Annotated in this window: 28 protein-coding genes and 1 pseudogene; 19 read left to right on the forward strand and 10 right to left on the reverse strand. The window is 60.3% G+C overall.

The window, feature by feature from the left end:
* Positions 1 to 66 precede the first annotated feature (66 nt).
* Both ISM_RS17425 and ISM_RS17430 read left to right on the forward strand, forming a co-directional pair.
* Positions 67 to 1,275 (forward strand): multicopper oxidase domain-containing protein, encoded by a 1,209-nt coding sequence (locus ISM_RS17425; protein WP_254655717.1) that lies wholly within the window; start codon positions 67 to 69, stop codon positions 1,273 to 1,275.
* The gene (locus ISM_RS17430; RefSeq protein WP_009815502.1) at positions 1,272 to 2,453 is read left to right on the forward strand and encodes a ZIP family metal transporter; all 1,182 of its coding nucleotides are present in this window, start codon (positions 1,272 to 1,274) and stop codon (positions 2,451 to 2,453) included. Before ISM_RS17425 ends, ISM_RS17430 begins: the two co-directional genes overlap by 4 nt.
* A gap of 337 nt (positions 2,454 to 2,790) precedes the next feature.
* Here the strand turns inward: ISM_RS17430 and ISM_RS17435 are convergent.
* The 6 genes and pseudogenes from ISM_RS17435 to ISM_RS17445 all read right to left on the reverse strand — a co-directional run.
* Positions 2,791 to 3,069, reverse strand: a pseudogene (locus ISM_RS17435) (hypothetical protein); the annotation flags it as partial.
* Between the two features lie 282 nt (positions 3,070 to 3,351).
* Complete coding sequence (locus ISM_RS18650) at positions 3,352 to 3,450, reverse strand: cation transporter (RefSeq protein ID WP_083780974.1); 99 nt, start codon at positions 3,448 to 3,450, stop codon at positions 3,352 to 3,354.
* Positions 3,451 to 3,585: 135 nt separating this feature from the next.
* The gene (locus ISM_RS17440) at positions 3,586 to 4,320 is read right to left on the reverse strand and encodes a DsbA family protein (RefSeq protein WP_276525082.1); all 735 of its coding nucleotides are present in this window, start codon (positions 4,318 to 4,320) and stop codon (positions 3,586 to 3,588) included.
* Positions 4,321 to 4,332: 12 nt separating this feature from the next.
* The gene (locus ISM_RS18100; protein WP_009815505.1) at positions 4,333 to 4,911 is read right to left on the reverse strand and encodes a L,D-transpeptidase; all 579 of its coding nucleotides are present in this window, start codon (positions 4,909 to 4,911) and stop codon (positions 4,333 to 4,335) included.
* 83 nt (positions 4,912 to 4,994) lie between these two features.
* Positions 4,995 to 5,585, reverse strand: a complete 591-nt coding sequence (locus ISM_RS18105; RefSeq protein WP_083780975.1) for a L,D-transpeptidase — start codon at positions 5,583 to 5,585, stop codon at positions 4,995 to 4,997.
* A gap of 212 nt (positions 5,586 to 5,797) precedes the next feature.
* Positions 5,798 to 6,868 (reverse strand): hypothetical protein, encoded by a 1,071-nt coding sequence (locus ISM_RS17445; RefSeq protein ID WP_040618654.1) that lies wholly within the window; start codon positions 6,866 to 6,868, stop codon positions 5,798 to 5,800.
* 228 nt (positions 6,869 to 7,096) lie between these two features.
* Here ISM_RS17445 and ISM_RS17450 point away from each other — a divergent pair, with 228 nt between their 5' ends.
* The gene (locus tag ISM_RS17450; protein WP_040618664.1) at positions 7,097 to 7,993 is read left to right on the forward strand and encodes a recombinase family protein; all 897 of its coding nucleotides are present in this window, start codon (positions 7,097 to 7,099) and stop codon (positions 7,991 to 7,993) included.
* On the opposite strand, the gene ISM_RS17455 is transcribed toward ISM_RS17450, so the two are convergent.
* Together ISM_RS17455 and ISM_RS18110 are read right to left on the reverse strand one after the other, a co-directional pair.
* Positions 7,977 to 8,372 (reverse strand): PIN domain-containing protein, encoded by a 396-nt coding sequence (locus ISM_RS17455; RefSeq protein ID WP_009815509.1) that lies wholly within the window; start codon positions 8,370 to 8,372, stop codon positions 7,977 to 7,979. The genes ISM_RS17450 and ISM_RS17455 overlap by 17 nt on opposite strands.
* The gene (locus tag ISM_RS18110; RefSeq protein WP_009815510.1) at positions 8,362 to 8,589 is read right to left on the reverse strand and encodes an AbrB/MazE/SpoVT family DNA-binding domain-containing protein; all 228 of its coding nucleotides are present in this window, start codon (positions 8,587 to 8,589) and stop codon (positions 8,362 to 8,364) included. Before ISM_RS18110 ends, ISM_RS17455 begins: the two co-directional genes overlap by 11 nt.
* Before the next feature lie 314 nt (positions 8,590 to 8,903).
* Here ISM_RS18110 and repA point away from each other — a divergent pair, with 314 nt between their 5' ends.
* From repA to repC, 3 genes are all read left to right on the forward strand, one after another.
* A complete protein-coding gene (gene repA, locus ISM_RS17460) occupies positions 8,904 to 10,091 on the forward strand; it encodes a plasmid partitioning protein RepA (protein ID WP_009815511.1) in 1,188 nt (395 codons plus the stop codon).
* Positions 10,088 to 11,104, forward strand: coding sequence for a plasmid partitioning protein RepB (gene repB / locus ISM_RS17465; RefSeq protein WP_009815512.1), 1,017 nt, complete (start codon positions 10,088 to 10,090; stop codon positions 11,102 to 11,104). Before repA ends, repB begins: the two co-directional genes overlap by 4 nt.
* Positions 11,105 to 11,281: 177 nt before the next feature.
* Positions 11,282 to 12,517, forward strand: coding sequence for a plasmid replication protein RepC (repC, locus tag ISM_RS17470; RefSeq protein WP_009815513.1), 1,236 nt, complete (start codon positions 11,282 to 11,284; stop codon positions 12,515 to 12,517).
* Positions 12,518 to 12,754: 237 nt separating this feature from the next.
* On the opposite strand, the gene ISM_RS18570 is transcribed toward repC, so the two are convergent.
* Together ISM_RS18570 and ISM_RS18575 are read right to left on the reverse strand one after the other, a co-directional pair.
* Positions 12,755 to 12,982: a hypothetical protein gene (locus ISM_RS18570; RefSeq protein ID WP_009815514.1), complete on the reverse strand. Its 228-nt coding sequence runs from the start codon at positions 12,980 to 12,982 to the stop codon at positions 12,755 to 12,757.
* A gap of 81 nt (positions 12,983 to 13,063) precedes the next feature.
* The gene (locus tag ISM_RS18575) at positions 13,064 to 13,600 is read right to left on the reverse strand and encodes a Fic family protein (RefSeq protein WP_254655718.1); all 537 of its coding nucleotides are present in this window, start codon (positions 13,598 to 13,600) and stop codon (positions 13,064 to 13,066) included.
* A 378-nt stretch (positions 13,601 to 13,978) separates the two neighbouring features.
* Between ISM_RS18575 and ISM_RS17480 the strand changes: the two genes are divergently transcribed.
* The 13 genes from ISM_RS17480 to ISM_RS17540 all read left to right on the forward strand — a co-directional run bounded on the left by ISM_RS17480 (position 13,979) and on the right by ISM_RS17540 (position 26,215).
* Positions 13,979 to 14,464, forward strand: a complete 486-nt coding sequence (locus ISM_RS17480) for a hypothetical protein (protein ID WP_009815516.1) — start codon at positions 13,979 to 13,981, stop codon at positions 14,462 to 14,464.
* A 40-nt stretch (positions 14,465 to 14,504) separates the two neighbouring features.
* Positions 14,505 to 15,443: an ArdC family protein gene (locus ISM_RS17485; protein ID WP_009815517.1), complete on the forward strand. Its 939-nt coding sequence runs from the start codon at positions 14,505 to 14,507 to the stop codon at positions 15,441 to 15,443.
* 23 nt (positions 15,444 to 15,466) lie between these two features.
* The gene (locus ISM_RS17490; RefSeq protein ID WP_009815518.1) at positions 15,467 to 15,676 is read left to right on the forward strand and encodes a DUF6330 family protein; all 210 of its coding nucleotides are present in this window, start codon (positions 15,467 to 15,469) and stop codon (positions 15,674 to 15,676) included.
* 87 nt (positions 15,677 to 15,763) lie between these two features.
* Positions 15,764 to 16,153 (forward strand): DUF3768 domain-containing protein, encoded by a 390-nt coding sequence (locus ISM_RS17495; RefSeq protein ID WP_040618655.1) that lies wholly within the window; start codon positions 15,764 to 15,766, stop codon positions 16,151 to 16,153.
* 154 nt (positions 16,154 to 16,307) lie between these two features.
* Positions 16,308 to 18,290: a ParB/RepB/Spo0J family partition protein gene (locus ISM_RS17500; protein ID WP_009815520.1), complete on the forward strand. Its 1,983-nt coding sequence runs from the start codon at positions 16,308 to 16,310 to the stop codon at positions 18,288 to 18,290.
* A 76-nt stretch (positions 18,291 to 18,366) separates the two neighbouring features.
* Positions 18,367 to 18,960 (forward strand): hypothetical protein, encoded by a 594-nt coding sequence (locus ISM_RS17505; protein ID WP_009815521.1) that lies wholly within the window; start codon positions 18,367 to 18,369, stop codon positions 18,958 to 18,960.
* Complete coding sequence (locus ISM_RS17510; RefSeq protein WP_009815522.1) at positions 18,960 to 19,613, forward strand: DUF6927 domain-containing protein; 654 nt, start codon at positions 18,960 to 18,962, stop codon at positions 19,611 to 19,613. Before ISM_RS17505 ends, ISM_RS17510 begins: the two co-directional genes overlap by 1 nt.
* 125 nt (positions 19,614 to 19,738) lie before the next feature.
* Positions 19,739 to 20,065, forward strand: coding sequence for a type II toxin-antitoxin system PrlF family antitoxin (locus ISM_RS17515; protein ID WP_009815523.1), 327 nt, complete (start codon positions 19,739 to 19,741; stop codon positions 20,063 to 20,065).
* Positions 20,062 to 20,580 carry a type II toxin-antitoxin system YhaV family toxin gene (locus ISM_RS17520; RefSeq protein ID WP_009815524.1) on the forward strand — a complete coding sequence of 173 codons (519 nt, stop codon included), beginning with the start codon at positions 20,062 to 20,064 and terminating at the stop codon, positions 20,578 to 20,580. Before ISM_RS17515 ends, ISM_RS17520 begins: the two co-directional genes overlap by 4 nt.
* Before the next feature lie 147 nt (positions 20,581 to 20,727).
* Positions 20,728 to 20,880, forward strand: a complete 153-nt coding sequence (locus ISM_RS17525; protein ID WP_040618656.1) for an antitoxin PaaA2 family protein — start codon at positions 20,728 to 20,730, stop codon at positions 20,878 to 20,880.
* 101 nt (positions 20,881 to 20,981) lie between these two features.
* Positions 20,982 to 25,244, forward strand: coding sequence for a strawberry notch-like NTP hydrolase domain-containing protein (locus ISM_RS17530; RefSeq protein WP_009815525.1), 4,263 nt, complete (start codon positions 20,982 to 20,984; stop codon positions 25,242 to 25,244).
* Positions 25,245 to 25,365: 121 nt separating this feature from the next.
* Complete coding sequence (locus ISM_RS17535; protein ID WP_009815526.1) at positions 25,366 to 25,752, forward strand: DUF6878 family protein; 387 nt, start codon at positions 25,366 to 25,368, stop codon at positions 25,750 to 25,752.
* Position 25,753: 1 nt separating this feature from the next.
* Complete coding sequence (locus ISM_RS17540; RefSeq protein WP_009815527.1) at positions 25,754 to 26,215, forward strand: DUF6915 family protein; 462 nt, start codon at positions 25,754 to 25,756, stop codon at positions 26,213 to 26,215.
* Positions 26,216 to 26,249 lie beyond the last annotated feature (34 nt).

The following is a 26,249-nucleotide window of genomic DNA, read 5'->3' on the forward strand; positions in this document are numbered from 1 at the left end:
TATTAGCCGAAGCTAACTTTTTGCGCCGGGACTTTGGCCTGCGTGTCATCTGAGGGGACAACGTCCATGCCTGTCGATACCAGCAAGCGAGGGCGCGATGTGTCGTCCGCCGTGGAGACATCTCGGCCCACAGCGCCACCTGCGATGGTCACGGAGCCAGTATCGGCGTCGCGACGCGCGTTGTTGGTCGGCGGTCTGGTGGCTGCCGGCGGAGCGGCCGTGGCCGCGAGCCGCGCGCAATCCCAGGCAACGCCCGACCCGATGGCGGGGCATGCTATGCCCGGCGGGGCGGTCGATCCGTATTCGGCCCATGACAGTGGCATGGCGCATGGCAACATGACGATGGTCGGCCAGGTCGACCACGCCCGGAACGGGTTCGACCCGACGGCCATGCTGACCGACTGGGAGACCGGTCGCACCGAAGTCCTGCCGGATGGGCGCACGTTGCGAACGTTCGAGGTGGACGCCATCGACGTGGAGATCGAGATCGCTCCCGGCGTTTTCTTTCCCGCCTGGACGTTCAACGGCCGCGTGCCAGGCCCCGCCCTGCGAGCGAAGGAGGGCGAACGACTGAGGATCGTCTTTCGCAACCTCGGGTCACACCCGCATTCCATGCATTTTCACGGCATTCACTCGGCGCGGATGGACGGCGTTCAAGGCGCCGGGCTGATCGATCCGGGCGAGGAGTTCGTTTACGAATTCGATGCCAAGCCCTTCGGCTGCCACCTCTACCATTGCCATGCCCTGCCACTGAAACGGCACATGCACAAGGGCATGTACGGCCTTTTCGTGGTCGATCCGGATCCGGCGCGCCACCCCGAATTTGCGGCCGTTGCGGCGTCGCGTGTGCTGGGCAGCCCGGAAAACGCCGAATGGCAGGAACTGGCGATGGTGATGAACGGCTTTGACACCAATTTCGATGGTGAGAACGAGGTCTATGCCGTAAACACGGTCGGCCAAGCTTACATGAACGCGCCGATCCGGATCGACAAGTCGCGCCCGGTACGTATCTACCTCATGAATGCGACCGAGTTCGATCCGATCAACTCGTTCCACCTGCATGGGAATTTCTTCGACTATTACGACACCGGCACCCAGCTCACGCCGACCCTGCGCACGGTCGATGTGATCATGCAGTGTCAGGCGCAGCGCGGCATCCTCGAGTTCAGCTTCGCCGATCACGAGGACGGGATGTATATGTTCCATGCGCACCAGGCCGAGTTCACCGAACTTGGCTGGATGGGCTTTTTCGACGTGCGGGAGGCCGGAGCATGACCGATCATATTCAACGCAGCCGCCCGCCAATGACCCGTCTGCTTCTCGTCCTCGTGCCGCTGGCCGTCATGCTGGGCGCCTTTGTCTGGATCGCCTCGCTCGATCCCTTGCGCGGCTTCAACAACGGCGCCCCCCCGGTCGAGGCGCTGACCGTCGAACGGACGATCCTCGATGGGTCGGGGATATCGCTCAGGGCGCGCGCCGGCGGATCGGAGCCGATGGTGGTCGCGCAGGTCGCAGTCGACGATGCCTACTGGACCTTCACGCAGGAACCGGCGGGGCCGATTGCCCGAGGCGACGCGGTCTGGCTGCGTATTCCCTATCCGTGGGTTATTGGCGAGGCCCACCATGTCAACCTGCTGACGAACACAGGCGCGACCTTTGGGCACGAGATCGCGGTTGCTGTTTCGACGCCAAGCCCCACCTGGGGGCAACTTCGGCTCCAGGCGGTGATCGGGGCGATCGTCGGCCTTTTGCCGGTAGCGCTTGGCCTGATGTTCTATCCGGCCATGAAGGGCGTCGGGCGAAGGGGGATGAACTTTCTGCTGGCGCTGACGGTCGGGTTGCTGGCCTTCCTGCTGATCGACACCATATCCGAGGCACTGGAGCTATCGGCAGAAGCGGCCGCGATATTCCAAGGTTCTGCCATGGTCTGGCTGGCGGCGCTTACAAGCTTTCTTCTATTGATGGCTATCGGGCGCTGGCGCGGCAATCCGGAAGGCATCGCGCTTGCGTTCTACATTGCCCTCGGGATCGGGCTTCACAACTTCGGCGAAGGGCTGGCAATCGGCGGCGCATTCGCTGCCGGGTCGGCCGGGCTTGGCACTTTCCTCGTCCTAGGCTTTGCCTTGCACAATGTCACCGAGGGCATCGGCATCGCCGCCCCGATGCTTCGTGCCCGGCCAACGCTTTGGACGTTTGCCGCCCTTACCCTGCTCGCCGGTGGCCCGGCCATCCTCGGAATGTGGGCGGGCAGCCTCGCCTATGCGCCGCAATGGTCGGCACTGGCGCTCGCTGTCGGAGCCGGTGCCATTCTGCAAGTCATGGTCGAGGTCAGCGCCTACCTTGTACGTCAAAACGCCGACAGGCAGGCGGCGCTGATGTCACCAGCCGTACTGGTCGGGTTTCTGGGCGGCATCGCCTTCATGTATGCGACGGCGGCATTGATCAAGATCTGAGCGGTGATCGGCTGTTTCGGCCTCATGGGGCGGTCGCCCAGCACCATAAACTGACCCCGTTTTGTCCACGGGGAAATCGCAATTTTCGTGCCCCAGTTTGTGCGCCCAAGAGACTTATTCTTTCGTGATTTCGAAATGAAGAATTTGAGGCTAGAGCGACTAGAGGATCCACCTAGATATCACAGATAGGTGAAAACACTGCAAATCCATCTGACCACTATTGCTGAGCCGCCGTCGAAATCGACTGTCTGATATTTTTGTTCTGTCACGATTCTGGGCCTCCGTTGAACTATCAACAGATGCTACACACCAAAACGAGTGCTTCTTTAGAGGTGTTTCATGGCATCGCCCGCCACATGCGGAAACATTCCTTTCCGGTCACCTCGCAGATTAGACCTTGTGCTTCCATCCAAGCAAGGTTGCGCTGGACGGCGCCCCGGCTGGCACCGGTCAGGGTCTCGGCCATTGGAGCGGAGACGACGGGCCATTCGGTCAGCACCGCGCGCAATGCTGGTGGTGTCTTGCCAGAAAGCGGGGCCATCATGGTTTCCGCCCGCGCTGACCATGCCTGGATATCGTCGAGGTGCCGCATCGCGGTCAGGCATGCTATTTCCATATCGGCGTTGCGACGTCAATCGCCAGCGTGACCCAAGGCCGCCCAATTGGTGCCAGTTCTTTTGAGATATACCTGAACAAGCGGACGCAAAACGGCCGCCCCGCGCGCTTCCTCATCACCATCGGCAACAGAGTCGTCGCCATCATTCTCCATCGATATCTGCCGCACAAGTCTGTGAACTCTGTCTCAGGATTAAGGGCAAGAATATCGGAGCAAAAAGCAAAATCTCATATTCAGGGGCAAAGGACAGCCGTTGATCTTGTTGGATTTCTCATCTCACAGTTAAGGGCTACGCGACACCAGATTTACGTGCGTCTCAGAGACACCCAATACCGCGCTCAAAGCCTTTTCCACACGGCCAACACAAGATGAACAACTCATCTTTTGAGTGCCGTACGTGAATGATTTTTCGTTTTCGATATTGAGACCTCTTGCTCCGGACAACTTCAGAGATAGAGGGTCCAGCAGGCGGAAGGTCAAGGACTTTAAGGTGCGATTTCACAATCGTCGTCCGTTTCACTCGGGGACGAGGGCTGCAATCTTTTCAAGAAAGGTGCCGCGCTCGATCACACCGGGGATTATTTCATCACCCAATACGAACGTCGGCGTTCCAGTTATACCCAAAGCTTCTGCCAGACGCAGAGAGCCAGCAATGTGATCGTTCACTAGGTCTGATTGCATGTCTGTTTTCAAAACTTCGAGATCGAGCCCCACATCGCCTGCAACTTTCATAACGCTTGCTTCAACGGCTTGCCCGTTCAATGCCATCATTGCCTCGTGAAACTGCTGATATTTACCTTGGTTTCTCGCGGCAAGTGACGCGCGCGCCGCAATTTCGGAACCGGGCCCTAGGATCGGAAATTCACGATAAATAATGCGGACATCCTTGCTTGTCTCCAGCACGGCTTTGACTTCAGGTGCTGCGCGGCGGCAATATCCACAGTTATAGTCAAAAAATTCGACTAGCGTGACGCTACCACCCAGATTTCCGAAGATGGGAGCGTTCTGTTCGAAGTCGTCGCGCAATTCAGTTAAAGCTGTAGACTGCGCTTCAGCAAGTGCTGCATTTTCACGTTCTTGTAGGATTGAGAGCGCTTCGATCAAGATTTCGGGTTTTTCCAAGATCGCTTCAAGCGCCAGACGCTTAATATCTGCCTCATTGAGTTCTTGTGCGGCCACAGTAGTGAAAGAAAATGCAGTGAAGACTGTTGCAAGAACAATTTTTGAAAGGTCGCGTCGCGCTGATAACATCTTAAATACTTCCTAGAAAGTTGCGGGGTACAGGATCACACGCGTGTCCAGCGGAACCATATCATACAACTGGACAATCTGATCGTTCACCAATCTGGCGCATCCGTTTGAAACGGCACTGCCAATAGTGCTTGGGTCATTTGTGCCATGCACACGTAAAAAGGTATCCCCGCGTCCCGGTTGAAAAAGGTAGAGGGCCCGCGCACCTAGAGGGTTGCTCAGACCGCCAGGCATTCCATTCCGAAACGGTCCATACTTCTTCGGTTCACGACGCAACATGCCCGGGGTCGGTGTCCAGCTGGGCCATTCCTTCTTTGCCCCCACATAGAATTCGCCTGCCTCGTAAAGGCCCGGGCGACCGATCCCGACAGCGTAGCGAATTGCAGTGTTATCGGGTTGGGTCCAGAACAGGGCAAACTGGCTTGGAACAACATGGATTTCGTATGGAGCGGAGCCCTCTGGAATGCTCACTACTTGAGGTAAATACTCCGGCGGTAAATCATACTTTGGCAGCACTACATGGGCTGAAACTGGCTGACTGGCCAAAGTGCCAACAGCCCCGGCGGCAAGGAGGAATTTTCTTCGATTCATGAAGCTGTGGCTTTCGAACGGTGAACGTTGAATGAACGCCGGTACACGAGAAAAGACTTCAACAAGTCATGCTGGGTGCGCGATCAGAACAATTTCACTTGTGTTCCTACCTCAGCCAAAGCGAACAGTTCTTTGATATGTTCGTTGTAAAGGCCGATGCATCCGTTCGACGATTGGCGGCCAATTTTCCGCGTGTCGCCCGTTCCGTGGACGCGGTAATATTGCCATGAAAGGTAGAGGGCGTGTGTGCCCAAGGGGTTGTCTGGACCGGGTGGAAAATAGTCTGGCCAATCCGGATTGCGGATCTTCATCGAAGGCGTGGGGCGCCAGCTTGGTCCTTCCACTTTCTTGATAACGCTAGTGTATCCGCGTTTTGTCAGTTCTTCGGATTCCGGAACGCTCGACGGATACAGCTTATAGACACTTTCATCCTCTGACCAATATTGCACCGCTCGGGAATCAATGTCGCACAGGATTGCACCGTGGTTTAGATTATCGAAGTGATCCCGCCAGTTTGAGGTGCTGAAGGATGAAATATTGCGGCGCACTGGTGGTGTACCAAGTGGTGCTGTGGTTTGCGCGGTTGCAACGCCTGCTCCTAGGAACACCCCACTTGCGGCCGCACCGAGCAGCGCTCCGCGACGTGAGATAGATGAGTCCTTAATTAGCTTCATGATCAATCCTTCGGTTGTGCCTCCGTCTGTTTACAACCTTCACCCACTGGAGCTTCAAGCGATCAATTGTCACAAAAACGTGAGACGAATGGCGAACGAACGCTTTGGGCTGGAAAAGCCCTGTCGCATTCGAACGGAAAGTGGCTTAAACGATCATCTGGGGCGGCACTAAAGCGTGCCAGGTCAAGCCTGTGTCAGCCTCGACAAATGACCTATACTAGGTCAGCTTTCCACATGCGATACCTCCCGTGGCCCGTCACCTCGCGGATCAAACCGCTTGCCTCCATCCATGCGAGATTGCGCTGAACGGCGGCGCGGCTGGCTCCGGTCATGGCCTCAGCCATCGGGGCGGAGACCAAGGGCCATTCCGTGAAAACCTTTCGCAAGGCAACCGGCGTGCGGCCAGATAATTGCGCCATGACGTTTTCTGCCCGCCCGATCCACACTTCAATATCATCAAGTGTTCGCATCGCCGTTAGAATTGCGCTGTTCATCCCATCCAACCAGCGGGCCAAGCGTTCGGGTGGCAAGCCCGAAACGCGCAGCCCCCCGGCCCCAGCCATAGCGAGCGGCGCGAAGATGGCACCGCTTCCATCGCTGGTCGCGATCCTAGACGCGGTGACGGCAGCTTCGATCTGGTCGCCGTGGCGTCCGAGGCCCGCCAAGCTCCACAGGTGATACCCCATGCACGCCCGCGTGATCGGGTGGAGACCCTTTGCGGCTGCCATGACGTCCAGCCACCCACCCGCGCGATCCTCGAAACGCTCAGCGCTGTCTTCAATGTTCTCGGGATCGCGGCGATCCAGGAAGGCGGCCAAGTCAGCTTTCGGTCCAGGACCGCCTGTTAGGCGCCGAACAGCCCATCCAACGCTTGCCAGTGCATTTGGGTCATCCTGTGCACCTGACAGCCGCATCGATATCCAGAGCGCCAGACGATCAGAACTCACCCGATCCCCTGCGAACCAGCTGAGATCCGCTGCCTCGATAAGAGCGAGGCGATGCCGCCAGCCTTCCGGGCCACGCAGCAGCCGGTCATCCAGAGCTCCCAGGCGTCCAGCCACTCTTGCCAGTCGCGCAGCGTGAACGCCTTCTGCTTTTGCCCAGTCTTCGACGACAGCAGTGTCGGGCGGTTCCGCCCGTGGCCCTGTAGGCAAATCATCCGGTTCTTCTTCAAGTGACCTAGGTAGAAACCAGAGATCGTCTTCGTGAGCCTCTTCATCCTCCTCGATGGTGATAAGGGGGTCGTCGTAATCATCAGTCAAAGAAGAGGCTTGCGTCATCATGTGTGCAAAATACTGATTTTTTGCACATTGCCCAAGCGTTTTTGTGGCCGCTGCCTGCGCCCTTAATATAGTACGCGCGCGCGACTGCAGGTGAAACCTCTCAGATCGCTTTCAGCGCAAGGAAACCAAAGGTTTTTGGACGAGCACGACGAGAGAGAGCACCTACTTGCATTTGTTGACAAACGGTCGTTTATTAGCGATATCTTAAATTGCAAAAGGCCCGTTTTCATGCCCCTGATTGGCTATGCCCGCGTTTCCACAGAGGAACAGACCCCCCTGCCCCAGTCTGAGGCCCTACAAGCCGCAGGATGCGTCGAAATCTTCGAAGAACACGCGTCTGGCGGCAATCGCGCGCGTCCGGTGCTTGCGCGGGTGCTCGAGCGCGTCCAGAGCGGCGACACGCTGGTTGTCGTACGGATCGACCGGCTTGCGCGGTCTTTGTCGCACTTGCTGGAGGTGATTGAGCGGCTGGAGGGCAAAGGAGCCTTCTTCCGCTCCCTCCAAGACCCGATCGACACTGCATCGCCGCAAGGCAAGTTTACGTTGCAGGTTTTGGGCGCTGCTGCCGAATTCGAACGCGCCCTGATCCGCGAGCGCACCAAGGCCGGGCTGGCCTCTGCGCGCGCCAAAGGTCGCGTTGGTGGCAATCCTGGGCTAAGCGCCAAGGATCCCGCCGCGCTGCGCAAGGTGCGGCTGGCGCGACAGGACGGCTACATGGAGCGCCTGAACGAGACCGCGCAAGATTGGGTGCCCCATGTGCGCCGCTTGCGCCCCGATATGGCTTGGGAAGACGTCCTGCGGATTATCAATGGCCCCCTGCCCCCAGATCGCCATTGGACCCAAAGCCGCCTGCTCCGCGCCGTGAAAGCATATGTGCGCGACGGCTTTCTGCCCGCTGAAGTGCTTGGACGCGCTGGACGTCGCGAAACCGACGATCGCCTGCCCGCGATTGTCGCGGCAATCAAAGGTGCTGACCCCGAGATCACCTTGCAGGCAATCTGCTACCAACTGGAATCCATGCGTGAGCGCACCCCTCGCGGTCGCACCAGCTGGCAGCCTTCCTCAGTCAGAATGCTGTTGGAACGGGCGGAGCGACTTGGGTTGCTGGTCAGGCAAATGGATTGACGACGCGCAGCCGATCTTCGACTAGCAATCCGTCGTGCATGTCCTCAGTCCATAACGTCGTGCACCCAGCGAGCAGCGCGGCAGACACGATCATCGCGTCATAGACCGATAACTGGTATTTCTCCGCCAACGCGCGACCCACTTGATGGGTTTGAATCGTGAGGTCCTCGACAGGGCATAAGGACTTAATACCCTCAAGAAACGCTCCGGTATCTTCCCAACTGAGACCAGCTTTCCGCCGGCAATTTACCATCGCTTCGTTCAGGACTTGGACGCTGATCCGGGGTCCCTGCCCCAGAATTTCCTCTGCCCTCTCAGCCTTTGGACCATCGTCGAGCAGGTAGAGCACAACATTCGTATCTGCGAATTCAGCGCTCATGCGCGGCGTCGCGGCTTAGACGCGCGTCCTTGGGCAGTTTTCCGCGAAAACGCCTTAGCCCCTGTAGGACTTCATCAGCGCGAGGTTGGCGTCTCACAAGAATGGTTCCATCGTCCTTTACCAGGTCGACCTGATCGCCTTCCTTTAAGCCGAGTTCCCGCACAAGATCCGCGGGTAGCCGGACGGCAAGGGAGTTTCCCCATTTGGCAACTTGCATCTTGTCCTCTCAGGCATGGATAAACATCCACGTATGTATATCCAAAACTACCAAAAGGCAAGCCTTGGTGCGTTCAAAAGCCATTTTGGACACCTCTGAAAAGAGTTCTGCCCTGTCCCTTTTAGTGAGATGCGGTACGTTACACCATGCAGTAGGACACCAAACAACCTTGTGTTCGGTGAGGACTCGCCCACTAGATGTGGAAAAACCTTGCGCGAATCCGACTCTTGCGCCAATAGTCACGGAAGCGAGGCGAAAAACGTCAATTTCCGTGAACACGCCAAAGACGCGATGTCTCGGAAGCGAGAGGGCAGATGGATAATACCTTTGAGCATGAGGATCTCAACGCGGTGATCCGCCAGCATTCGGAATGGCTGGCGAACCAGTTGCATTCGCAACGTGAGAGCCTGTTTCCACCCGATGCCGAGAAGACCATGCGCAAATTCACCTCTGGTGAGGCTGCGGCGCTGCTCGGCGTCAACGATTCCTATCTTCGCAAACTCAATCTAGATGGCAAAGGGCCTTCTCCCGAGCTGACCGCCGGCAACCGTCGTCTTTACTCGGCGCAGGACATCCAGGCGCTGCGTGTGCTCCTTGAAAAAACCGCTCGCAAGCCGGGTGATTACGTTCCCGGACGACGAGAAGGTGATCATCTTCAGGTCATCGGCGTGATGAATTTCAAGGGCGGTTCGGGAAAAACAACAACCTCTGCCCATCTCGCTCAACGGCTTGCCCTGCGCGGATATCGTGTGCTGGGCATTGATCTCGACCCACAAGCTTCCTTCACCGCGCTGCACGGCGTTCAGCCGGAATTGGACCTCGAAGATGGCGGCACTCTCTACGATGCGATCCGCTATGAGGACCCAGAGCCGATCCGGTCGGTCATTCGCAAGACCTATATCCCCAATCTGGACCTGATTCCCGGAAACCTCGAACTGATGGAGTTCGAGCACGATACCCCGCGCGCGCTGGCTCAGGGCAATGCAGGACTTTTCTTCTTCCGCGTGAAAGAGGCGTTGGCCCAGGTCGACGAGGACTACGACGTGGTCGTCATTGATTGCCCACCGCAGCTAGGATTTCTGACCATGTCCGCACTGTCCGCGGCCACGGGCGTTTTGGTGACGATCCACCCGGAAATGCTTGATGTGATGTCCATGTCGCAATTCCTCCGCATGACAGCCGACCTCATGGACGTGATCGCTGAGAGCGGCGCCGACATGTCTCATGACTGGATGCGCTATGTTTTGACCCGCTACGAGCCGCAGGATGCGCCGCAGAACCGCATCGTGGCTTTCCTGCGAACAATGTACGGCGAAGCCGTGCTGAATTCGCCCATGTTGAAGTCTACAGCCATCTCCGATGCAGGCCTGACCAAGCAGACGCTCTACGAGGTGGAACGCAGCGCGTTCACCCGTTCCACCTATGATCGCGCACTCGAGAGCTTGAACACGCTGAATGACGAGATCGCCGACCTGATCCAGAAGACTTGGGGGCGCCTATGAGCAGCAGCAAGAAGAAACGGATGTCCATGCTCGACAGTCTCGCGTCGGCCGGAGCCCCCTCCCCTGCCCCGCAGTCCAGCGCCGTCACGCCAATGATGAGCTCTAACCGCGCGCTACGATCCGCGCGCGATGCTGTCGATGGTCATCACGTTTGGGAGCTGGATCCGACGAACATCGTGGATGACCGCATGGAGGATCGCCTCGACCCGGCGGATGTTCTGGACCTGCGCGATGCGATCGAGGCGAACGGTCAAACCGTTCCGATCCTTGTGCGCCGTGCCCCCGATGACCCCGACCGCTACCTGCTGGTCTACGGACGTAGGCGGTTGGAGGCGATACGCCAGTCCGACAAGGTGACCAAGATCCGCGCTCTCGTCGCCAATCTGGATGATGACAGTGCTTTGCGCGCGCAGATTTCCGAAAATATGGGTCGACGTGATCTGTCCTACATTGAGAAGGCGCTTTTCGCCAAGGATCTCGTGGCATCCGGCTTCGGAACACAATCACAGGTGGCAGAAATCTTGACCGTCACGAAATCTGCGGTCTCCATGGCCATCGCCATCGTAGACATCGTCGGCTCAGATTTAGTTCGCGCCATTGGGCCAGCCCACGGCATAGGTCGGCCTCGCTGGGACGCTCTGGGCCGCGCCATCGACGAGAACGGCCTCGATCGCGAGCGCCTCAGTCAGATTGCAGAGGAGGCGCGTGGAAAGGGTGTCGAGTCTACAGTTGTGGATGATTCCGTATCCACTGATGACCCATCCGTCCAGGCGTTTGAAGCGGTGGCTAAAGCCGTAGCGAAGGCACTCAAACCTGAGAAGGCTCCCTCCCCTGCTCCGTCCTCCAGTGTCCCGCTGAAGATCGGTGGCAAGCGCGGCGGCACGGTCAAACGCACTGCCAAGGGCCTGTCGATCGAGCTGGCAAGCGGAGACTTCGCCGATTGGGTTGAGACGCAAGTGCATGACATGATTGAAGACCTTCACGATCGCTGGAAGCAGCGGTCGGAAGACTGAGGAAGAGCAGAAATCAAAGAAGGAGGCACGAAAAGGCAAAAGAAAAGGTCCCGCAAAGCGACCACTCCACGAGACCCTAACTTGTTTCTAGCACCTTCAAGGTAGTGTCCGGAGTCATTTTCCGCAAGTCCAAAGTGATTCGCGGGCCGGGAAATTTTTGTCTTCGTGAATGATAAAATGGACTACACGCCCGTAACGCCGTTTCGGCGAACGATAGATGCTGCCATTCTAAAACATCAGGCAGCGGCGCAGGAAGGCCTGCCCCCAGCCGGCGCCAACAAGTGGGAGGTCCTGAGGGAGCTAGCTACCGCTCGAGTCGCATTCGGCTTGTCCGATCGGGATTTGACGGTGCTTCAGGCACTGGTCAGCTTTCACCAAGCGACGATTCTCGGAGGCAATGACTGCGAGTTGATTGTACATCCGTCCAACAAGGCGATTTGCGAGCGCCTGAACGGCATGCCCTGCTCGACGATGCGGCGCCACCTTTCCAACCTTGTCCAGACTGGCTTTGTCGTCCGGCGCGATAGCCCCAATGGGAAGCGCTATGCCCGCCGCTACGGCGACGAAAAGGTTGCGTTCGGGTTCGACCTCTCTCCGCTTGTTCGACGCTTCCAGGAGGTCTGTGAGGCCGCCGAGGCCGTCCGGGCCGCTGAGGAGCGTTACAAGCGCCTACGTGCCACTGTGAGCCTCATGCGGCGTGACCTAGCGGGGCTGGCCGAGTACGGGCGCGCACTTCGTCCGGATCAGGGCGTCTGGGACCAATTCTCTGATCTTGCGGCCCTAACGGCTCGAGATCTTCGTAGAAAACTAGAAATGGAAGACCTTAGGCGCATCGAAGACGCTTTGGGGGTGGCTTTGGACCACGCCCGAAACCTTCTAGATGGCCGTGAAGCAGAAGATATGAGCACCAATGACGCTACTTTTGAGCAGCACTATCAGAATTCAAATAAAGACTCTTATGATCTTGAACCTCGCTTAGAAAAAGCGCGGGGCGGAGACGCTGTGCGTGAAAACCGAGAAGTCGCCGATAGCCCTCTGTGTTCTGACGATGAGGCTAACTCAACCTCGACTACTGACGACCAACTGATGCCGAACATACCGCTTGGTTTGGTCCTCGCCTCTTGTCAGGAATTCAAAGCGTATTCCGAGCAGCCTGTGCGCCATTGGCACGATTTGGTCCGGGTGGCTGACGTGGTCAGACCCATGATGGGTATTTCGCCTTCCGCCTGGGACGAGGCAAAACGCTATATGGGGCCCGAAGAGGCGTCTGTTGTCGTTGTTGCAATGCTTGAACGCTTTGCAGATATCCGATCACCTGGAGGCTACTTGAGAACCCTATCTTCAAAGGCGGCGATTGGGGAATTCTCCTGTGGCCCGATGATCATGGCCTTGATGCGGCGGGATGCTGCATGATGAGTTCACAGCTGTGAACTTGGCTGACAAGAAGGATAGCTCGGGATGGTTCACAGCTGTGAACTTATTTCCAACACGGAAAGAGGCTGCGCTTGCGGACTTGGCCCGAAACAGGGTGCTGCAGTTACCAGTCACACGGGAAGGTCACCATCACCAAAAAAGGTTTAGAAAGAGCCTCTCTCGATAGTCCAGTGGAAACGCTAACCCCAGCGGCGTTTTCGGAGACGCGGAGGTCAGTTAACCGGCGGCGGTGAGTTTGCGGAGCGAATTGCGTGCCGTTCGCTCGGACGTCTTGAGCATAATCTGCGCGTCTCCTCGTTCCAATGAGCCATGCCGGAGAACCGCCGAGATCAGCTCCGGAGCGCGCTTGTCATCGATGGTATCAGCAACAAGACGTCGATACCTTTGGTCCAATCCACAGAGATCGAACAATCTTGCTGAGAGGGTGATCTGGTCGAGCGTCACCTTTAGGAGTCATTCATTGAACGTCTTCAGTGCCGCCTTTGAAAAATTCCCCGTCCGTCGCGGCCTCCGCGGCGTGAACTGTCAGCCAGATTCGTCATCCGTTTGTACTCGCCCCGATCGGTTAACCTGCGGGCCAGCCCACGTGATAAGGGCCATGGCATGAGACATCAGTCTGCTGACACGACCGTTGCCATCCGGGAAAGGGTGGATGTAGTTCAACCGGTGATGTGCAGACGCGATCGCGATGATCCGTCCGCTCGAAGACCGCGCCGCAATTTGAAACCGTTTGTCAAAGTGATCCATGAACGCCGCAACGCACGACGATGATGGAGGTAGGTGGCGCCCGACTGCGGCTTCCCGATCGTCATCCTGGCGCATGCGTCCCGGAGCGATGGGCTTCTGTGTGCCGTCGGGATGTTCGATGACCCGAAACTCATCCGGCATCTCGTCGTAGAAGCTCTTATGGACCCAAGTCAGGAATTCCACAGATGTGGGGCGGGGCAGGGTGCCTATGCGATGCATCTCATCGATGGCCCGTTGAACGATGACCTGCGCCCGGGCCTCAAGGGCGAGAGGGCGGGTTTCTTCCTCAAGTTCGGCTGCGCTGTCAGGATGCAACCCAAGTCCCAGCCCGGTGGCTTCCCTCTGGATGTCGACCGAAAGGTCTGCCAGTTCTGTAGGAATATGCTCCTCGAAGAAGCAGGGTTCGATCCTGGCGGGCGTTTCTAGCCTTTTGCCGATCTTCTGCGCTTTCTAAGTAATTGAAATTTCGACATTTTACTTGATTAAGGGCAGGGTTCTGCCGATATGCGTTGCCGATCTTGAATTGCTGCATGAAATCAATGGCTTCGGCAGATGTGCCGGGCTTTTCGGTTTTGTTGTGTGCCCAAAAGGGCCGGAAAAAGAGAAAGTGTCCTTCGGTTTTTGTGACTGACGAATGAGGGCCTTTGGGGTCCCTCAGATGCGTCCGGGCCGGGTTCCGGTCTGCCGTTCCTGATGAAGGGCATTCCCATGCAAACAGGTGTCTTGCGCGTATTGCGCGCCACCGCTGCCTCGTGGTGGCGACACAAGGAACTACGCCGAACCGGCCAGACGGGGCAGGCACAACGGCTCGAGCGTGAGACTGTCCTGCGTGATCTCGGCCATCTCAGACAGGCGGCGTCATTGCCAAACGCGCATGTGATCTGCGGGGAGGGTGGGACATTCCTCCATCTCGGTTGGACCACCGTGTCGACTCTCGCGCCTATCGAGCGCTTCCCCCTGGCCGCTCTTGCGGTCGCACGAGGGACCCCGTTCATCGATATCCGACCCGTCACGGATGTTATCGCCTTCGCCAACCTGCCGCGGGTGACGCGGGACGGATCGCTCGACCCTGAGCATTCGGGTGCTGGCAAGTGCGTCTCGCTGAACACCTACATCGACATGGTCGAAGCTCTCGGTGCCAGGATCGCCAACGATCCGCGCCCCCGCCAGTCAACCTGATCACCATTCTCTCTCACCAACACTCGAAAGGAGGTCAGCCATGGCCCGATCACGCACGCCCAAATTCGATGCCTCCGAGGCCATCACAAACGAAATCATCCGCATCATCGAGCGCGGCGTTTTGCCGTGGCGCAAACCCTGGACGGCAGGTGGCAGCTCGCGTCCTCTGCGCGTGGGGGGTGAGCCCTACCAGGGCGTGAACAATTTCCTGCTGACCATGCGCACCGTGATGGCGGGCCACAGCTCTCCCTTCTGGATGACGTTGCCGCAGGCCAATGCGTTGGACGCAAAGGTTCGCAAGGGAGAGAAATCCTCTGTAGTCGTATATTACGGCCAAAGCCGGAAAGACGCGGGCGGCGAGGACGACCGCAGCGATGGCGATGATCGCTCCGAGGAAACCCGCGTCTTTCGCTTCCAGAAATCCTACCGCGTGTTCAATGCCTGCCAGATCGAGGGCTTGCCTGATAGCTTCTATCCGGACCCGGAGCCAGTGCCTGAACATCCGCCTTCCGAGCCCATCCCGCACATGCAGGCGTTTTTCGATGCCATCGACATCACAACCGTCTTCACGGGGACGGAAGCCTACTACCTGCCGCCCGTGGATAAGGTCTTCATGCCGTCGATCACGCAGTTTGAGAACCCGCAGAATTTTTACGGGGTCTGGGCGCACGAGCTGGCCCATGCCACAAAAGCCCGGCATCGACTGAACCGCGATTTCGGGCTCTCGAAGTTCGGCAATACCTCTTACGCGCGCGAGGAAATCGTGGCGGAGTTGACGTCGGTGTTTTTGGGGCAGGAACTTGGCTTCACGGCGCATACGCTCGAGTTGAACGCAGCCTATCTCCACAACTGGTTGCGCGTTTTGCGTTCGGACAAGACTGCGATCTTCCGCCATGCCGCCGATGCGCAGCGCGCCTGCGACTATCTGATCGCCAGATCAGAGGCGGGTAGGGCAGGGCGCAGTGCCGAGGCCGCCTGAACACACGGAGAACGGAAACCCACATGTCAGGTCAGGAACCCAAGACGCTGCGGGTGGCCTGCTTCGAAGGTGGCCGCCGCAAGATCATCACCTTCAAACGCGGGGCTTATTGGTGGAGCCCGTCCGAGGGCGCTTATCCGCTCTCGGCAGCGCTCGAGAGCTTCACGGACCAGGGCGGCTGGATCGAAACCATCCCCAACCCGAATTACAGACCCAAAGGGCTGTTCGGGTAGGGCGCCTTCGGCCTCGATTCATCCGCCAAGCGGAAAAGGAAAAGCGGGCTTTGGGAAGGGTGTTTCAACTTCTCAAAGGAGATCCCCATGTCCATGACTGTTCAAGCCCAGCCAGACTGCCCAGATCCGAGTGTGATCGCGGCGCAGAACGACGCGTTTCGCAAGCTCGCATGTCTCGGTGTGCCGCCCGCGCAGCCCATTCAGGGCCGCATGCATGTCACCCGCTCGCTCATGGAGGCCGGCGACGGTTTCATGGCCGAGGCGGTGAAAGCCGCCGGGGAGTTTGCCACTTTCGAACCCGAAAACGACCCTGAGGGATGGCATGATTTCGGGGCGGTCGAGATCCGGGGCGAGACCGTGTTCTGGAAAATCGATCTCTATGAAGCGGATTCCGACTTTCGCTACGGGGCCGAGACCCCGGACAACCCCACGACCACCACGCGCGTGCTGACCATCATGCTGGCGCGCGACTGGTAGAAGGGCAGGGGACGCCTCCTCCTGACATCGCAGCCGATGAAGGCCCACTGACCCTTCAAAGGGAGAGTGGGCCTTTTGTCGTGGTGATCCCCGAAGCCGGGGATTGGTCACGCACGAGCGCGGGCCGCACCATACCCATCGAAAAGGACATCCCATGACCGCAAGTTTCAAACCCGTCTCTGTCGCTATCGGCGATCTGACAGCTCACCCCGCCAATGTGCGCAGCAACTCGCCAGAAACCTATGATCCCGAGAACATCGCACATCTGAAAGCCAGCATCGCAGTGCTGGGCCTGCTCCAGCCGCTCCTCGTCCAGAAGCTCGACGGGAAATATGCCGTGCTCGCCGGTGGCCGTCGCCATGCCGCGCTGAGCGAGCTGGTCGCAGACAATGCCGCCAAGGGGTTCACCGCGAAGACCAAGGTAGACTGCCGCCTTGTGCCGGAGGACTGTGACGTGACCACGGCGCTGTCGCTCGCCGAGAACATCACCCAGGCGCCGATGAACGCCATCGACGAGTTCGAGGCCTTCGCCCGGATGATGGAGATCGATGGCCAGACGCCCGAGACGATCGCCAAGACATTCGGCATCACGGTGGCGGCCGTGAAAGGCCGGTTGCGCTACGGTCTGATCCACCCCGATATCCGCGCCGCGGCCCGGGCCAAGACGATCACGCTCGACACGATGAAAGCCTTTGCCGAGCACCCTAGTCAGGAGGCGCAACGCGAGGTCTTCGAGGCGCTCACGAAAGACGGCGGCTATCTGCAAGCCTATACCGTCCGACAGGCGCTCAAGACTCGCGGCGTGCAGGTAAGTGACGATATCGGGGCTTTTGTGCGTGAAGACTATGAGGCCCGCGGCGGCGCGGTTGCGGCCGATCTGCTGGAAGAGCATTCCGTGCTGGAAGACGCCGCGCTGGTCGAGACCATCCTGCTCGAGAAGCTTGGGGCCGCCGCCGAAGAGGCCCGTATGAGGCTGGGCTTTGCCTGGGCCGATGCGATGGTCCGCTATGATTACGCGGCCATGGCCGACTATGGCCGCGTCTATCCCGGCCCGATCGAGCCAGATGAGGCGGCCCAGAAGCGCATCGACGAGATCACCGCCGAGCTTGAGAAACTGCAGCTCGAGATGGAGGATGAGGGGCTCGAAGACGACGCTTATAATGCGCTCTACGACCGGGTGGACGCTCTGGAAGAGGAAGCCCGCGATCTGCAGGAGGCCTACAGCGCCGAGGACCTCGCCCGTGCAGGCGTGATTGCGTCTTGGTCGAACGGGCAGATCACGCTCCATGTGGGCCTCGTCCGCCCGGAGGACATCGTGAAAGAAGAGGGCGCGCCCAGTTCCTCGACCAACACCACCGGAGAGGAGGCCCCCGACGCTGGCGAGATCAGCTACCCGGCCTCGCTGGCCGAGGATCTCAAGACCGAGCGGGCCATGGCACTGGGGGCCGCGATGGCGCTGCATCCCGAGGCCACGCTGGATCTGACGCTCTTCAAGCTGGTCAGTGACGTTCTGGCCAGCGGCATGAGTGTCACGCAGGCGATCAAGATCGATGCCCGCAAGGAATACCGCAGCCATGCCAAGATGGACGAGATCGACGAGACCTCGCTCGAGCAGGTGGCGGCGGCGCATGATGCGCTCGATTTGTCCTGGCTCGATGACGCCCGCGCGCCCGCCGATCAGTTTGCGGCGTTTCGCGCGCTGAAGGCCGGCGAGAAGGCCAAGCTCGTGGCCTATGCCACGGCCAGCACCACGCAGTCCTGCTTCGTGCGGGATCCTCGGCGCGACAGCCTGATGCATGCGTTCGAGATCGAGATCATGCCCGATATCCGCGCGCATTGGACGCCGAACGCGGCGCTCTTCAACCGCTTCAAGAAGGCCTGGCTCCTGAAGATCCTCGGCGAGGATCTGGGTCTGGCCCAGGAGGCGGTGACGCTGGCCTCGTCGAGCAAGAAGGAGATCGTCGCCTTTTGTGACAAGCTCTTCGCAGAGCCCTTCGCCACACTCACGGACGCGCAGCGCGCTGCCGTGGCTGCCTGGTGCCCGCCGATGATGCAGACCGCCGGTGTCGCCTGCGATGAGGCGGAGCCCAGTGAGGCAACCCCGGAGCCTGACAGCGAGGTCGCCCAAGCGGCCTGAGCCATCACGCGACCCGCGCGTGGGCCATGCCACCCGCGCGGGTTGACCCTCCCACACCCAACAGAAAGACATCCCCATGGCTATTCTCAAGTTCTCTGCCTCCGCCGTTGCGGCGCAAATCGCACATGCGCGCGCCTGCAAGACCTTCCTGCCCAAATGGAACGGACCCGTGGGCGGTCCCGCCCTGATCCTCATCGTGGGCAACGGGGTGCATCTGCGCTCGAACGGCATCGATGGCACGACCACCCGCATCGTCACCACCGAGCAGGCCGATCCCTCCTTCGCCTTCGCCGATGGCATGAACCCGTTTCGAGACACCGACTGGATGGCGCAGCGCCGCATGGCGTTTCGCGATCTGACCGGCCAGTTCTACACCGACATCCTGGATGACGTGCAGGTGCTCATCGACCGGGGGCGAGGGGCCATCCGGCTCGCCACCGATGGCCACAGCATCCGCGTCTTCGTGCGCCGGGCCTCGGATTATCTCATCGGCGGGACCTACGAAGTGCCCTCGGGCCTCGGCGGCACCTTCCGGGTCATCCTCAAGGATGCCTGCGACACCTTCGCGATCGTGCAGAACTGCGGCAATTGCGAGGATTTCGACGCGATGCAGCCCTACCGCGTGCCGCTCGATGCGCTGATGGAAATCGATGACCGGAGGGCGGCGTGATGGGTTGGCTCTTCTATACCGATCGTCGCGTCCAGACCTACGCGGATGAGAAAGCGGAGATCACCCGGCTCTGCACCTTTCATGGCGACACGCGCAAAACCGAACTGGTCAAGGCCTGCAAGGTCGGCTCCACCTGGTATGCGGCGGCAAGGGTCACAAGTATCGATGGCTCGCCGGTCGAGGACACGACCTATGTGACCGATGCGGATGGCTCCATCTCTTTCGGGGCTGTCTTCCTCACCCGATACGATGACGGCTGCTGGGGCTACAAGGACATGGAGGAAAGCGCTGGCCCGAACGAGTCTCGTGCTCCCCTTGGGCTGTTTGAGCTCCTCTCGGACCTGAAAGACCCGGACAGCTACGCCCAGGACTGGCGCCAGCGCTGCCGGGACTGGGCTTCGATCCCTGACTACGAGGAAGGCGACAAGATCAGGCTCGCAGCACCCGTGACGCTCACCGATGGCAGCACCTGCCAGATCGTCACCGCGACGCACTACAGGCGTGGGCGGCAAAAACGCCGCTGCTACCGCATCGAGGAAACCGGTTGGCTCGTACGCCTGTCGAAGGCCTCGCTTGCGGGCTCGGAGCTGCTCAGCTCCGCAAAAGGTGCTGCCAGCCCGGTGCTGGCGGAGTATCTCGCGGGGCGAGAATAGGTGCTGCGCTGGACAGCTCATCGACCAGCCCGGCGACAGCAGATCCTGCGGCTTATCTTGACAGGACAATGCAAATGCATTACCTATCACGGGCAGCAAAGCCCCTTTTCTTTCAGGACACTGCCATGACAGCGCTCGCAGAAGACGTCTCGAAACTCACGGACCGGTATCAGACGACCGTGCCGGCGGGTGTGCGCAAACAGCTAAAGCTGGGTAAGGGCGACCAGATTCGTTACTGTACCGAGCCGAGTGGCAGGGTCTATATCGAGCCCGTGCGCAGCGACGAGGACGATCCCGCGCTCGGCGCCTTTCTCGATTTTGTCGAGGCCGATATCAAGGCGCATCCGGATCGCATTCGGGCGTTCGATGGGGCTTTGCATGGCCGTCTTGCAGCACTTGTCGGAGACGTTGACGTCGATCTCGATGCGCCGCTATCGCCCGAGGATGAATGAGCGGCGATAGCGTGCCCGCAGGGGCGCCCCTTGTCGTAAACGGATGGTCGATTTATGCGCATCCGCTCTTTCTGGACCAGCTCGAAGGGCTGATTGAAGAGGTCGAGGCGCGTAAAGCACGTGATCCTAAGACCTGGCGCAAGAAAAATTCCACGAAACGGCTGGCCGCCATCTTCAAGCTGGTCACCGAGGCCATACCGGCAGATCCGGGTGCCGCCGCCTTCCGGCAAGGCGGCACGCTCGGGGATCACCGCAAGCACTGGTTCCGGGCGAAATTCTTCCAGCAGTATCGGTTGTTCTACCGGTTCAACAGCGATGCGAAGGTCATCGTGGTGGCCTGGGTGAACGACGACAAGACTCTGCGCGCCTATGGTAGCAAGACGGATGCCTATGCGACCTTCAAAGGGATGCTGGAAGATGGCAACCCACCTGACAATTTCGACGCGCTCTTGAAAGAAGCTGCGGTGGCGGACAAGCGGTTCGAGGCGTCCCTGGACGCGGTACCTGATCGGTGAGTGGCCCGGATAGCTGTGAACCTTACGGCCTTCCCGTTTACGGCACGACTGTGGGTGAAGTAGCATCGACCCATAGCATAGTCGGAGAAAGCGCAATGGACCCAACGGGTAAGGAACAGCCGCACCTCGGTCTCGAGGAGCATTTCCGTGGCGGCTGATGTCAATTCGTATGACGCGTGGTTTCGCGCGCAGGTGCAGGCCGCGCTTGAGGATGCACGCGGTGGAACTTCACAGGTTCAGGTAATGCAGGCCGCGCAGGCTTTGATTGATGCGAAGCGGCAGGTCGAACCCAAGTCCTGACCAAGTCTTGGAGGTCAGCGCGGTCTGATCCCGTCACCCTGAAAAGCGAAAGCGGGCTTTTTGTCCTTTGGAACTCAGACCCTGATCCAAAGGAACTCCCCATGACCCAGCCCAAACCGGCAAACCCGGCTCTCTCAATCTCCCACCCTGACCTCACCTCTGCCCTCGCGCAAATCGGCGCGGAGATCGTCGACCAACCCCTGCGCAGCTCAGCGCTCGCGCGCATTATGCGCGAGACGTTCAACGGCAGTGATGCCAGCGGCGCGTGGAGCTGGCGGATGGCTTACGACCTGATGCAGGCCGCGGCCATCCAGGTGCTGCTGCGTGGGGGCAACGCAGCCGGTGATATCGCTACCGCAAAGCTCGTGGCCTCACGGCTGCTGACGGAAACGCGGCGGTCAGAGCAGCAAATCCGGCTGCAGCAGTTTTCCACGCCACTGCCGTTTGCGGCCCTGACGGTGCGCGCTGCAGCGATCCGCAAGGGCGAGACCGTGCTGGAGCCCTCGGCGGGCACCGGCGCTCTCGCTGCGTTCGCGGCGCGGGCTGGTGCCACACTTCTGCTCAACGAGATCGATCCCTTTCGCCAGAGCCTCCTGCGCGCGGTCTACGGCGGCGAGGTGACGGGTCATGACGGGGAGCATATCGACGATCTGCTGCACACGCCGGTTCTGCCCGACGTCGTCGTGATGAACCCACCCTTCGCCTCCTCGGTCGATCGCTCGCGAGACAAGCACATCGCTGCCAAACATCTCATTGCGGCCGCGAAGCGCCTGGCAGCCGGTGGGCGGCTGGTGGCGATCATGCCGCCGGGTTTCAGCCCGGAGCGTGATGCCGCGCATTGGTCCCGCGCCTGTGGAATCCTGACGCTGCGACTTTCGCTGACGATGCGGGGACAGGTCTATCGCAAGCTCGGCACCTCGGTCGAAACCCAGCTGATGGTCTTTGACAAGGTGCAGGACGACGGCGAACTCATCCGCGCCGCGGTTCAAGATCTGGAGGAAGCCCTTCCTTTTGTCGACACCGTGGCCGCAAACCGGCCAGAGACGCGCCCCGCCCAACGGGCGGCGACAAACCCTCATGCGAGATCGGTCGGTCCAGTACCTGTTACACGCAAGCGCCCAGTTGCCAGAGTTGCTGCGTCCAACGCTCAGACCAACGCCGCCATACCGCTCACTTTCACAAGCCTTGAGGCCCCGCGCGACAACACACCCGTCTCGGACATTTATGCGCGCTACCGCCCGCAGCGGATCGAGATCGCTGGCGCGCAGGAACATCCAACGCCGTTGGTCGAGAGCATCGCCATGGCCTCTGTGGCCCCGCCGGCGCCCTCAGGCACGGCCAATGCGGAATTGCGCCTGCCCGCCAGGCTGATCGAGGGGGGACATCTCTCCGAGGCGCAGCTGGAAACCATCATCATGGCGCATGACGCCCATGGGCGCGACCTGCCCGGTCGGTTTACCATCGATGACGACCAGACCAAGCTGACGCGCGTCGATGATGACCCGGATGCACGGGCCTATCGCCTTGGTTACTTTCTCGGCGACGGCACCGGTTGCGGCAAGGGACGCGAATGCGCAGGGCTCATCCTTGTCAACTGGCTTTCCGGGCGCAGGAAGGCGATCTGGGTCTCCAAATCCGCCACGCTCATCGAGGACGCCATCCGCGACTGGACCGATCTCGGCGGCTCGCCAGCCGACATCCAGCCGCTCTCCAAATGGAAACCGGACCAGCCCGTCCCTATGGGTGACGGTATTCTCTTCGTCACCTACGCCACGCTGCGGTCCGCGGGCAAATGCGGCACCACGCGACTGAGCCAGATCCTCGACTGGATGGGCGAAGAGTTCGAAGGCGTGCTGGCCTTTGATGAGGCCCATGCCATGCAGAACGCGGCCGGGTCCGAGCAGGGCAGGGGGGTCAAACCCTCGCAGCAGGGACTTGCTGGCCTGCGGCTGCAACTGGCAGCACCCCGCGCTCGCGTCTTCTACATCTCGGCCACGGGTGCCACGAGCGTGCACAACCTGGCCTATGCCGCGCGGCTGGGGCTCTGGGGGCAGGGCCCCGAATACCCCTTCCCAAGCCGCGAGAGCTTCGTTTCTGCGATGGAAGCCGGCGGTGTCGCCGCCATGGAGGTGGTGGCCCGCGATCTCAAGACGCTCGGGCTCTACACGGCCCGCGCCCTCAGCTTCGACGGCGTGGAGTATGACGTGCTCGAACACGCGCTCACCCCGGCCCAGATCAAGATCTACGATGCATACGCGGGTGCGTTTCGGACGATCCACCACAATCTCGAAGCCGCGCTGACGGCGACCGGCGTCAACGACGCCTCGGGCGAGACCAATGCCTCGGCCGCACGCGCCTCGGCCAAGTCCCGCTTCGAGAGCACGAAGCAGCGCTTCTTCAACCATCTCCTGATGGGCATGAAAGCCCCGACCATCATCCGCGCCATCGAGCATGACCTCGCGGCGGGCAACGCCTGCGTCATCCAGGTGGTCTCGACGGGCGAGAGCCTGTTGAAACGCCGGCTTGAGACGATGGATTCCGACGACGAGCTCGTCGAGGGCGCCCTGACGCCGCGCGACTATGTTCTGGGCTACCTCGAACAGGCCTTCCCGATCCACGCGCAAAAGCTGGTCGAGATCGACGGCAATATGGTGGCGGAACCTTTACGGGATGAGACCGGCGCGCTCGTCGTCTCGCGCGAGGCGCTCGCCCTGCGCGATGCGGCCATGATGGAGTTGATGACGCTCGCCCCGATCCCTTCGGCGCTCGATCAGATCCTCTGGGCCTTTGGTGACGACGCCGTGGCAGAAGTCACTGGGCGGTCCATCCGGCCCCTCAAGGCCGTGGATGGTCATCTCTTCATCGAAAAGCGCGTCGCCAGCAGCAATTCATCCGAAACCCAAGCCTTCATGGACGGTGAGAAGGATATCCTTATCTTCTCCGATGCGGGCGGTACGGGCCGGTCCTATCATGCGGCGCAAACGGCGAAGAACCAGAAACGGCGGCGGCACTACCTGCTGGAGCCCGGCTGGCGCGCCGATGCGGCCATCCAGGGGCTCGGCCGCACGCATCGCTCTGCCCAGGTCAGCGCGCCTTTCTTCCGGGTCTGCACCTCGGATGTGCATGGCGAAAAGCGTTTCACCTCGACTATAGCCAAGCGCCTCGACCAGTTGGGGGCCTTGACCAAGGGTCAGCGCGAGACCGGCTCGCAGGGCATGTTCCGCGAGGAGGACAATCTCGAAAGCCCGATCGCACGGGCCGCGCTGCGTGGGTATTTCGCCGATCTTGCCGCCGGGCGCGCCGAGGCGATGAGCTACGAGAGCTTCACCGACTGGACGGCCCTGCGGCTGATCGACAAGGACGGGGTGCTCCTTGAGGAGCTTCCCCCGATCCAGCGGTTTCTGAATCGGGTGCTTGCCCTTCCCATCCACATGCAGAACGCGCTCTTTGCCGAGTTCATGAGGCGGATTGCCGATCAGTCTGAGCGGGCGCGCGCGGCGGGCACGCAAGATCTCGGCGTCGAAACCCTGCGCGGCGAAAAGATCGAGCAGGTCTCCACAGAGGATCTCTGGACCTGCCCGAAATCCGGCGCGGTGACGCGGATCATCGGACTTGAGGTGACGGACCCAGTGCATGTCCTTGACGCCGAAGAGGCCATATCGCGCAATCCGGACAAGCTGCCGATGGTGAATCGCGCCTCCGGTCGCGCGGCGCTCATCTCGGCGCGGCCCATGCAGATGTATGACGAGGACATGGTCACGCTGATGCGCAAGGCGGTGCGGCCTAACGGGTCGAGCTATCTGGAGGAGACGCGGTTTGAGTCCTCGACTTGGGAAGAGATCGACAGGCCTGAGTTTGCGCGGCTCTGGGGTGAAGAGGCTGCTGCCCTTCCCAAAACCACCACGACCAAGCTCTACCTGCTGACCGGGCTGCTGTTGCCAATCTGGAAGGACATACCGACCACCAATGAGCGCATTTACCGCGTCACGCCCGACGGGGCGACCGCGATGATCGGGCGCACGCTGAGCGAAGAAGGGGCAGCGGCCCTCCGCGCACGCTTCCTCGTCTCCAACCCGCAAACGCCGCAGGAGATGTTGACCGCCGCGCTCGGCACCACAGCGGCGGTCGATCTCGGCCGGGGTCTCACCCTGACCCGTCGCCGTGTCGCAGGCGAGATGCGTCTCGAGCTTGGCGGTGCGGATCGGGGCATGATCGACAGCCTCAAGGCCCTCGGCTGCTTCACAGAGATCATTGCCTTCCAGTTGCGGGTGTTCCTGCCGCATGGGGACGGGATCGACACGGGCAGCATTCTGGCCCGGATCGTGGGGCAGGGGCCTGCTATCACGGCAGAACAAGCCGCCTGAAAAGTCAAAGCGGGCTTTGGGTCGGGCGTCGCGGATCGGGGTTTGGCCGGTCTGCGCTTTCCGGGCGCGCGCTGACCAATGCGACGCCTGGCCCCCTAACTTCTGACAAGAGGACAGACCCATGACCAATCCCCAGATCGACTATGCCGCAATGGCGGCTCAGTGGCGCGCCGAGCGCGAAACCACCCTGAAAGCAACCCGAACGGAGCTGCTTGCGCAATTGCGTGCGCTTGGCATCAACGAGGTTACTGCCGAATACGAAGGCTATGGCGATTCTGGCAATGTCGAGGATGTGACGGTGCAGCCCGCGGAGGTCAAACTGTCGGAGGCGCTTGCGACAGAGGTCGGTGATTTCGCCTGGTCGCTCGCCTATCACCATCACCCGGGGTTCGAGAACAACGAGGGCGGCTACGGCACGATGACCTGGGACATTGCAGCAGACAGCATCACCCTCGATCACGCCGACCGCTATGTCGAATGCTCGCACAGCTATGACGAGGGGCTTTGAGATGGCCCATCCGCTTCATCATGCTGAAAGCTCTGCCCGGAAATTCGGCGGGGTGCCGTCTGACTATCAGGCCGTGCACGATTGGTTTGACGCCTCGAAAGAGCACCTCGCGCTCTTTACGCACCGAGCCATGCGTCATCATGCCCAAGGCCTGTTTGAGGCCGAACGTGTCTTCGGCTTGACCCTGACCAATAGCGCTGGTCGGGACATCCCCGTGCGCTGGATCGGCGAACAGCATGTCCGCGAAGACTGCCAGGGCCGCATCCCGAGCATGGCGGACTGGCTGCGACGGATCCAGCCCGAGCCATGGATGGCCAATGGCCATATCGACCGGCATGTCGGCTCCGAGCCCTGCGGCGATCCAAGGGTTGCCTGGGCCTCCGAGGTCGCCTCCGGACGAACGGTTCTTGGCCTGAAGGATTGGATGGCGGCGCGCGCGATGCAAGTGGCGCAGAGTGCCTGACAGGACCCGGCTTTTTGCCAATTGAATGCCGCAC

Source organism: Roseovarius nubinhibens ISM (assembly GCF_000152625.1).
GTDB classification, from domain to species: Bacteria; Pseudomonadota; Alphaproteobacteria; order Rhodobacterales; family Rhodobacteraceae; genus Roseovarius; species Roseovarius nubinhibens.

Coding starts and splice junctions, on each gene's coding strand:
- ISM_RS17450 (WP_040618664.1), top strand. CDS start 7,097: ATGCCCCTGATTGGCTATGCCCGCGTTTCCACAGAGGAACAGACCCCC.
- ISM_RS17445 (WP_040618654.1), bottom strand. CDS start 6,868: ATGATGACGCAAGCCTCTTCTTTGACTGATGATTACGACGACCCCCTT.
- ISM_RS17480 (WP_009815516.1), top strand. CDS start 13,979: ATGAAGGGCATTCCCATGCAAACAGGTGTCTTGCGCGTATTGCGCGCC.
- ISM_RS18100 (WP_009815505.1), bottom strand. CDS start 4,911: ATGAATCGAAGAAAATTCCTCCTTGCCGCCGGGGCTGTTGGCACTTTG.
- ISM_RS17490 (WP_009815518.1), top strand. CDS start 15,467: ATGTCAGGTCAGGAACCCAAGACGCTGCGGGTGGCCTGCTTCGAAGGT.
- ISM_RS17520 (WP_009815524.1), top strand. CDS start 20,062: ATGAGCGGCGATAGCGTGCCCGCAGGGGCGCCCCTTGTCGTAAACGGA.
- ISM_RS17455 (WP_009815509.1), bottom strand. CDS start 8,372: ATGAGCGCTGAATTCGCAGATACGAATGTTGTGCTCTACCTGCTCGAC.
- ISM_RS17505 (WP_009815521.1), top strand. CDS start 18,367: ATGGCTATTCTCAAGTTCTCTGCCTCCGCCGTTGCGGCGCAAATCGCA.
- ISM_RS17540 (WP_009815527.1), top strand. CDS start 25,754: ATGGCCCATCCGCTTCATCATGCTGAAAGCTCTGCCCGGAAATTCGGC.
- ISM_RS17440 (WP_276525082.1), bottom strand. CDS start 4,320: ATGTTATCAGCGCGACGCGACCTTTCAAAAATTGTTCTTGCAACAGTC.
- ISM_RS17530 (WP_009815525.1), top strand. CDS start 20,982: ATGACCCAGCCCAAACCGGCAAACCCGGCTCTCTCAATCTCCCACCCT.
- repC (WP_009815513.1), top strand. CDS start 11,282: ATGGACTACACGCCCGTAACGCCGTTTCGGCGAACGATAGATGCTGCC.
- ISM_RS18650 (WP_083780974.1), bottom strand. CDS start 3,450: ATGAGTTGTTCATCTTGTGTTGGCCGTGTGGAAAAGGCTTTGAGCGCG.
- ISM_RS17510 (WP_009815522.1), top strand. CDS start 18,960: ATGGGTTGGCTCTTCTATACCGATCGTCGCGTCCAGACCTACGCGGAT.
- ISM_RS18105 (WP_083780975.1), bottom strand. CDS start 5,585: ATGAAGCTAATTAAGGACTCATCTATCTCACGTCGCGGAGCGCTGCTC.
- ISM_RS17500 (WP_009815520.1), top strand. CDS start 16,308: ATGACCGCAAGTTTCAAACCCGTCTCTGTCGCTATCGGCGATCTGACA.
- ISM_RS17485 (WP_009815517.1), top strand. CDS start 14,505: ATGGCCCGATCACGCACGCCCAAATTCGATGCCTCCGAGGCCATCACA.
- ISM_RS17535 (WP_009815526.1), top strand. CDS start 25,366: ATGACCAATCCCCAGATCGACTATGCCGCAATGGCGGCTCAGTGGCGC.
- ISM_RS17425 (WP_254655717.1), top strand. CDS start 67: ATGCCTGTCGATACCAGCAAGCGAGGGCGCGATGTGTCGTCCGCCGTG.
- ISM_RS18110 (WP_009815510.1), bottom strand. CDS start 8,589: ATGCAAGTTGCCAAATGGGGAAACTCCCTTGCCGTCCGGCTACCCGCG.
- ISM_RS17515 (WP_009815523.1), top strand. CDS start 19,739: ATGACAGCGCTCGCAGAAGACGTCTCGAAACTCACGGACCGGTATCAG.
- repB (WP_009815512.1), top strand. CDS start 10,088: ATGAGCAGCAGCAAGAAGAAACGGATGTCCATGCTCGACAGTCTCGCG.
- ISM_RS17495 (WP_040618655.1), top strand. CDS start 15,764: ATGTCCATGACTGTTCAAGCCCAGCCAGACTGCCCAGATCCGAGTGTG.
- ISM_RS17430 (WP_009815502.1), top strand. CDS start 1,272: ATGACCGATCATATTCAACGCAGCCGCCCGCCAATGACCCGTCTGCTT.
- repA (WP_009815511.1), top strand. CDS start 8,904: ATGGATAATACCTTTGAGCATGAGGATCTCAACGCGGTGATCCGCCAG.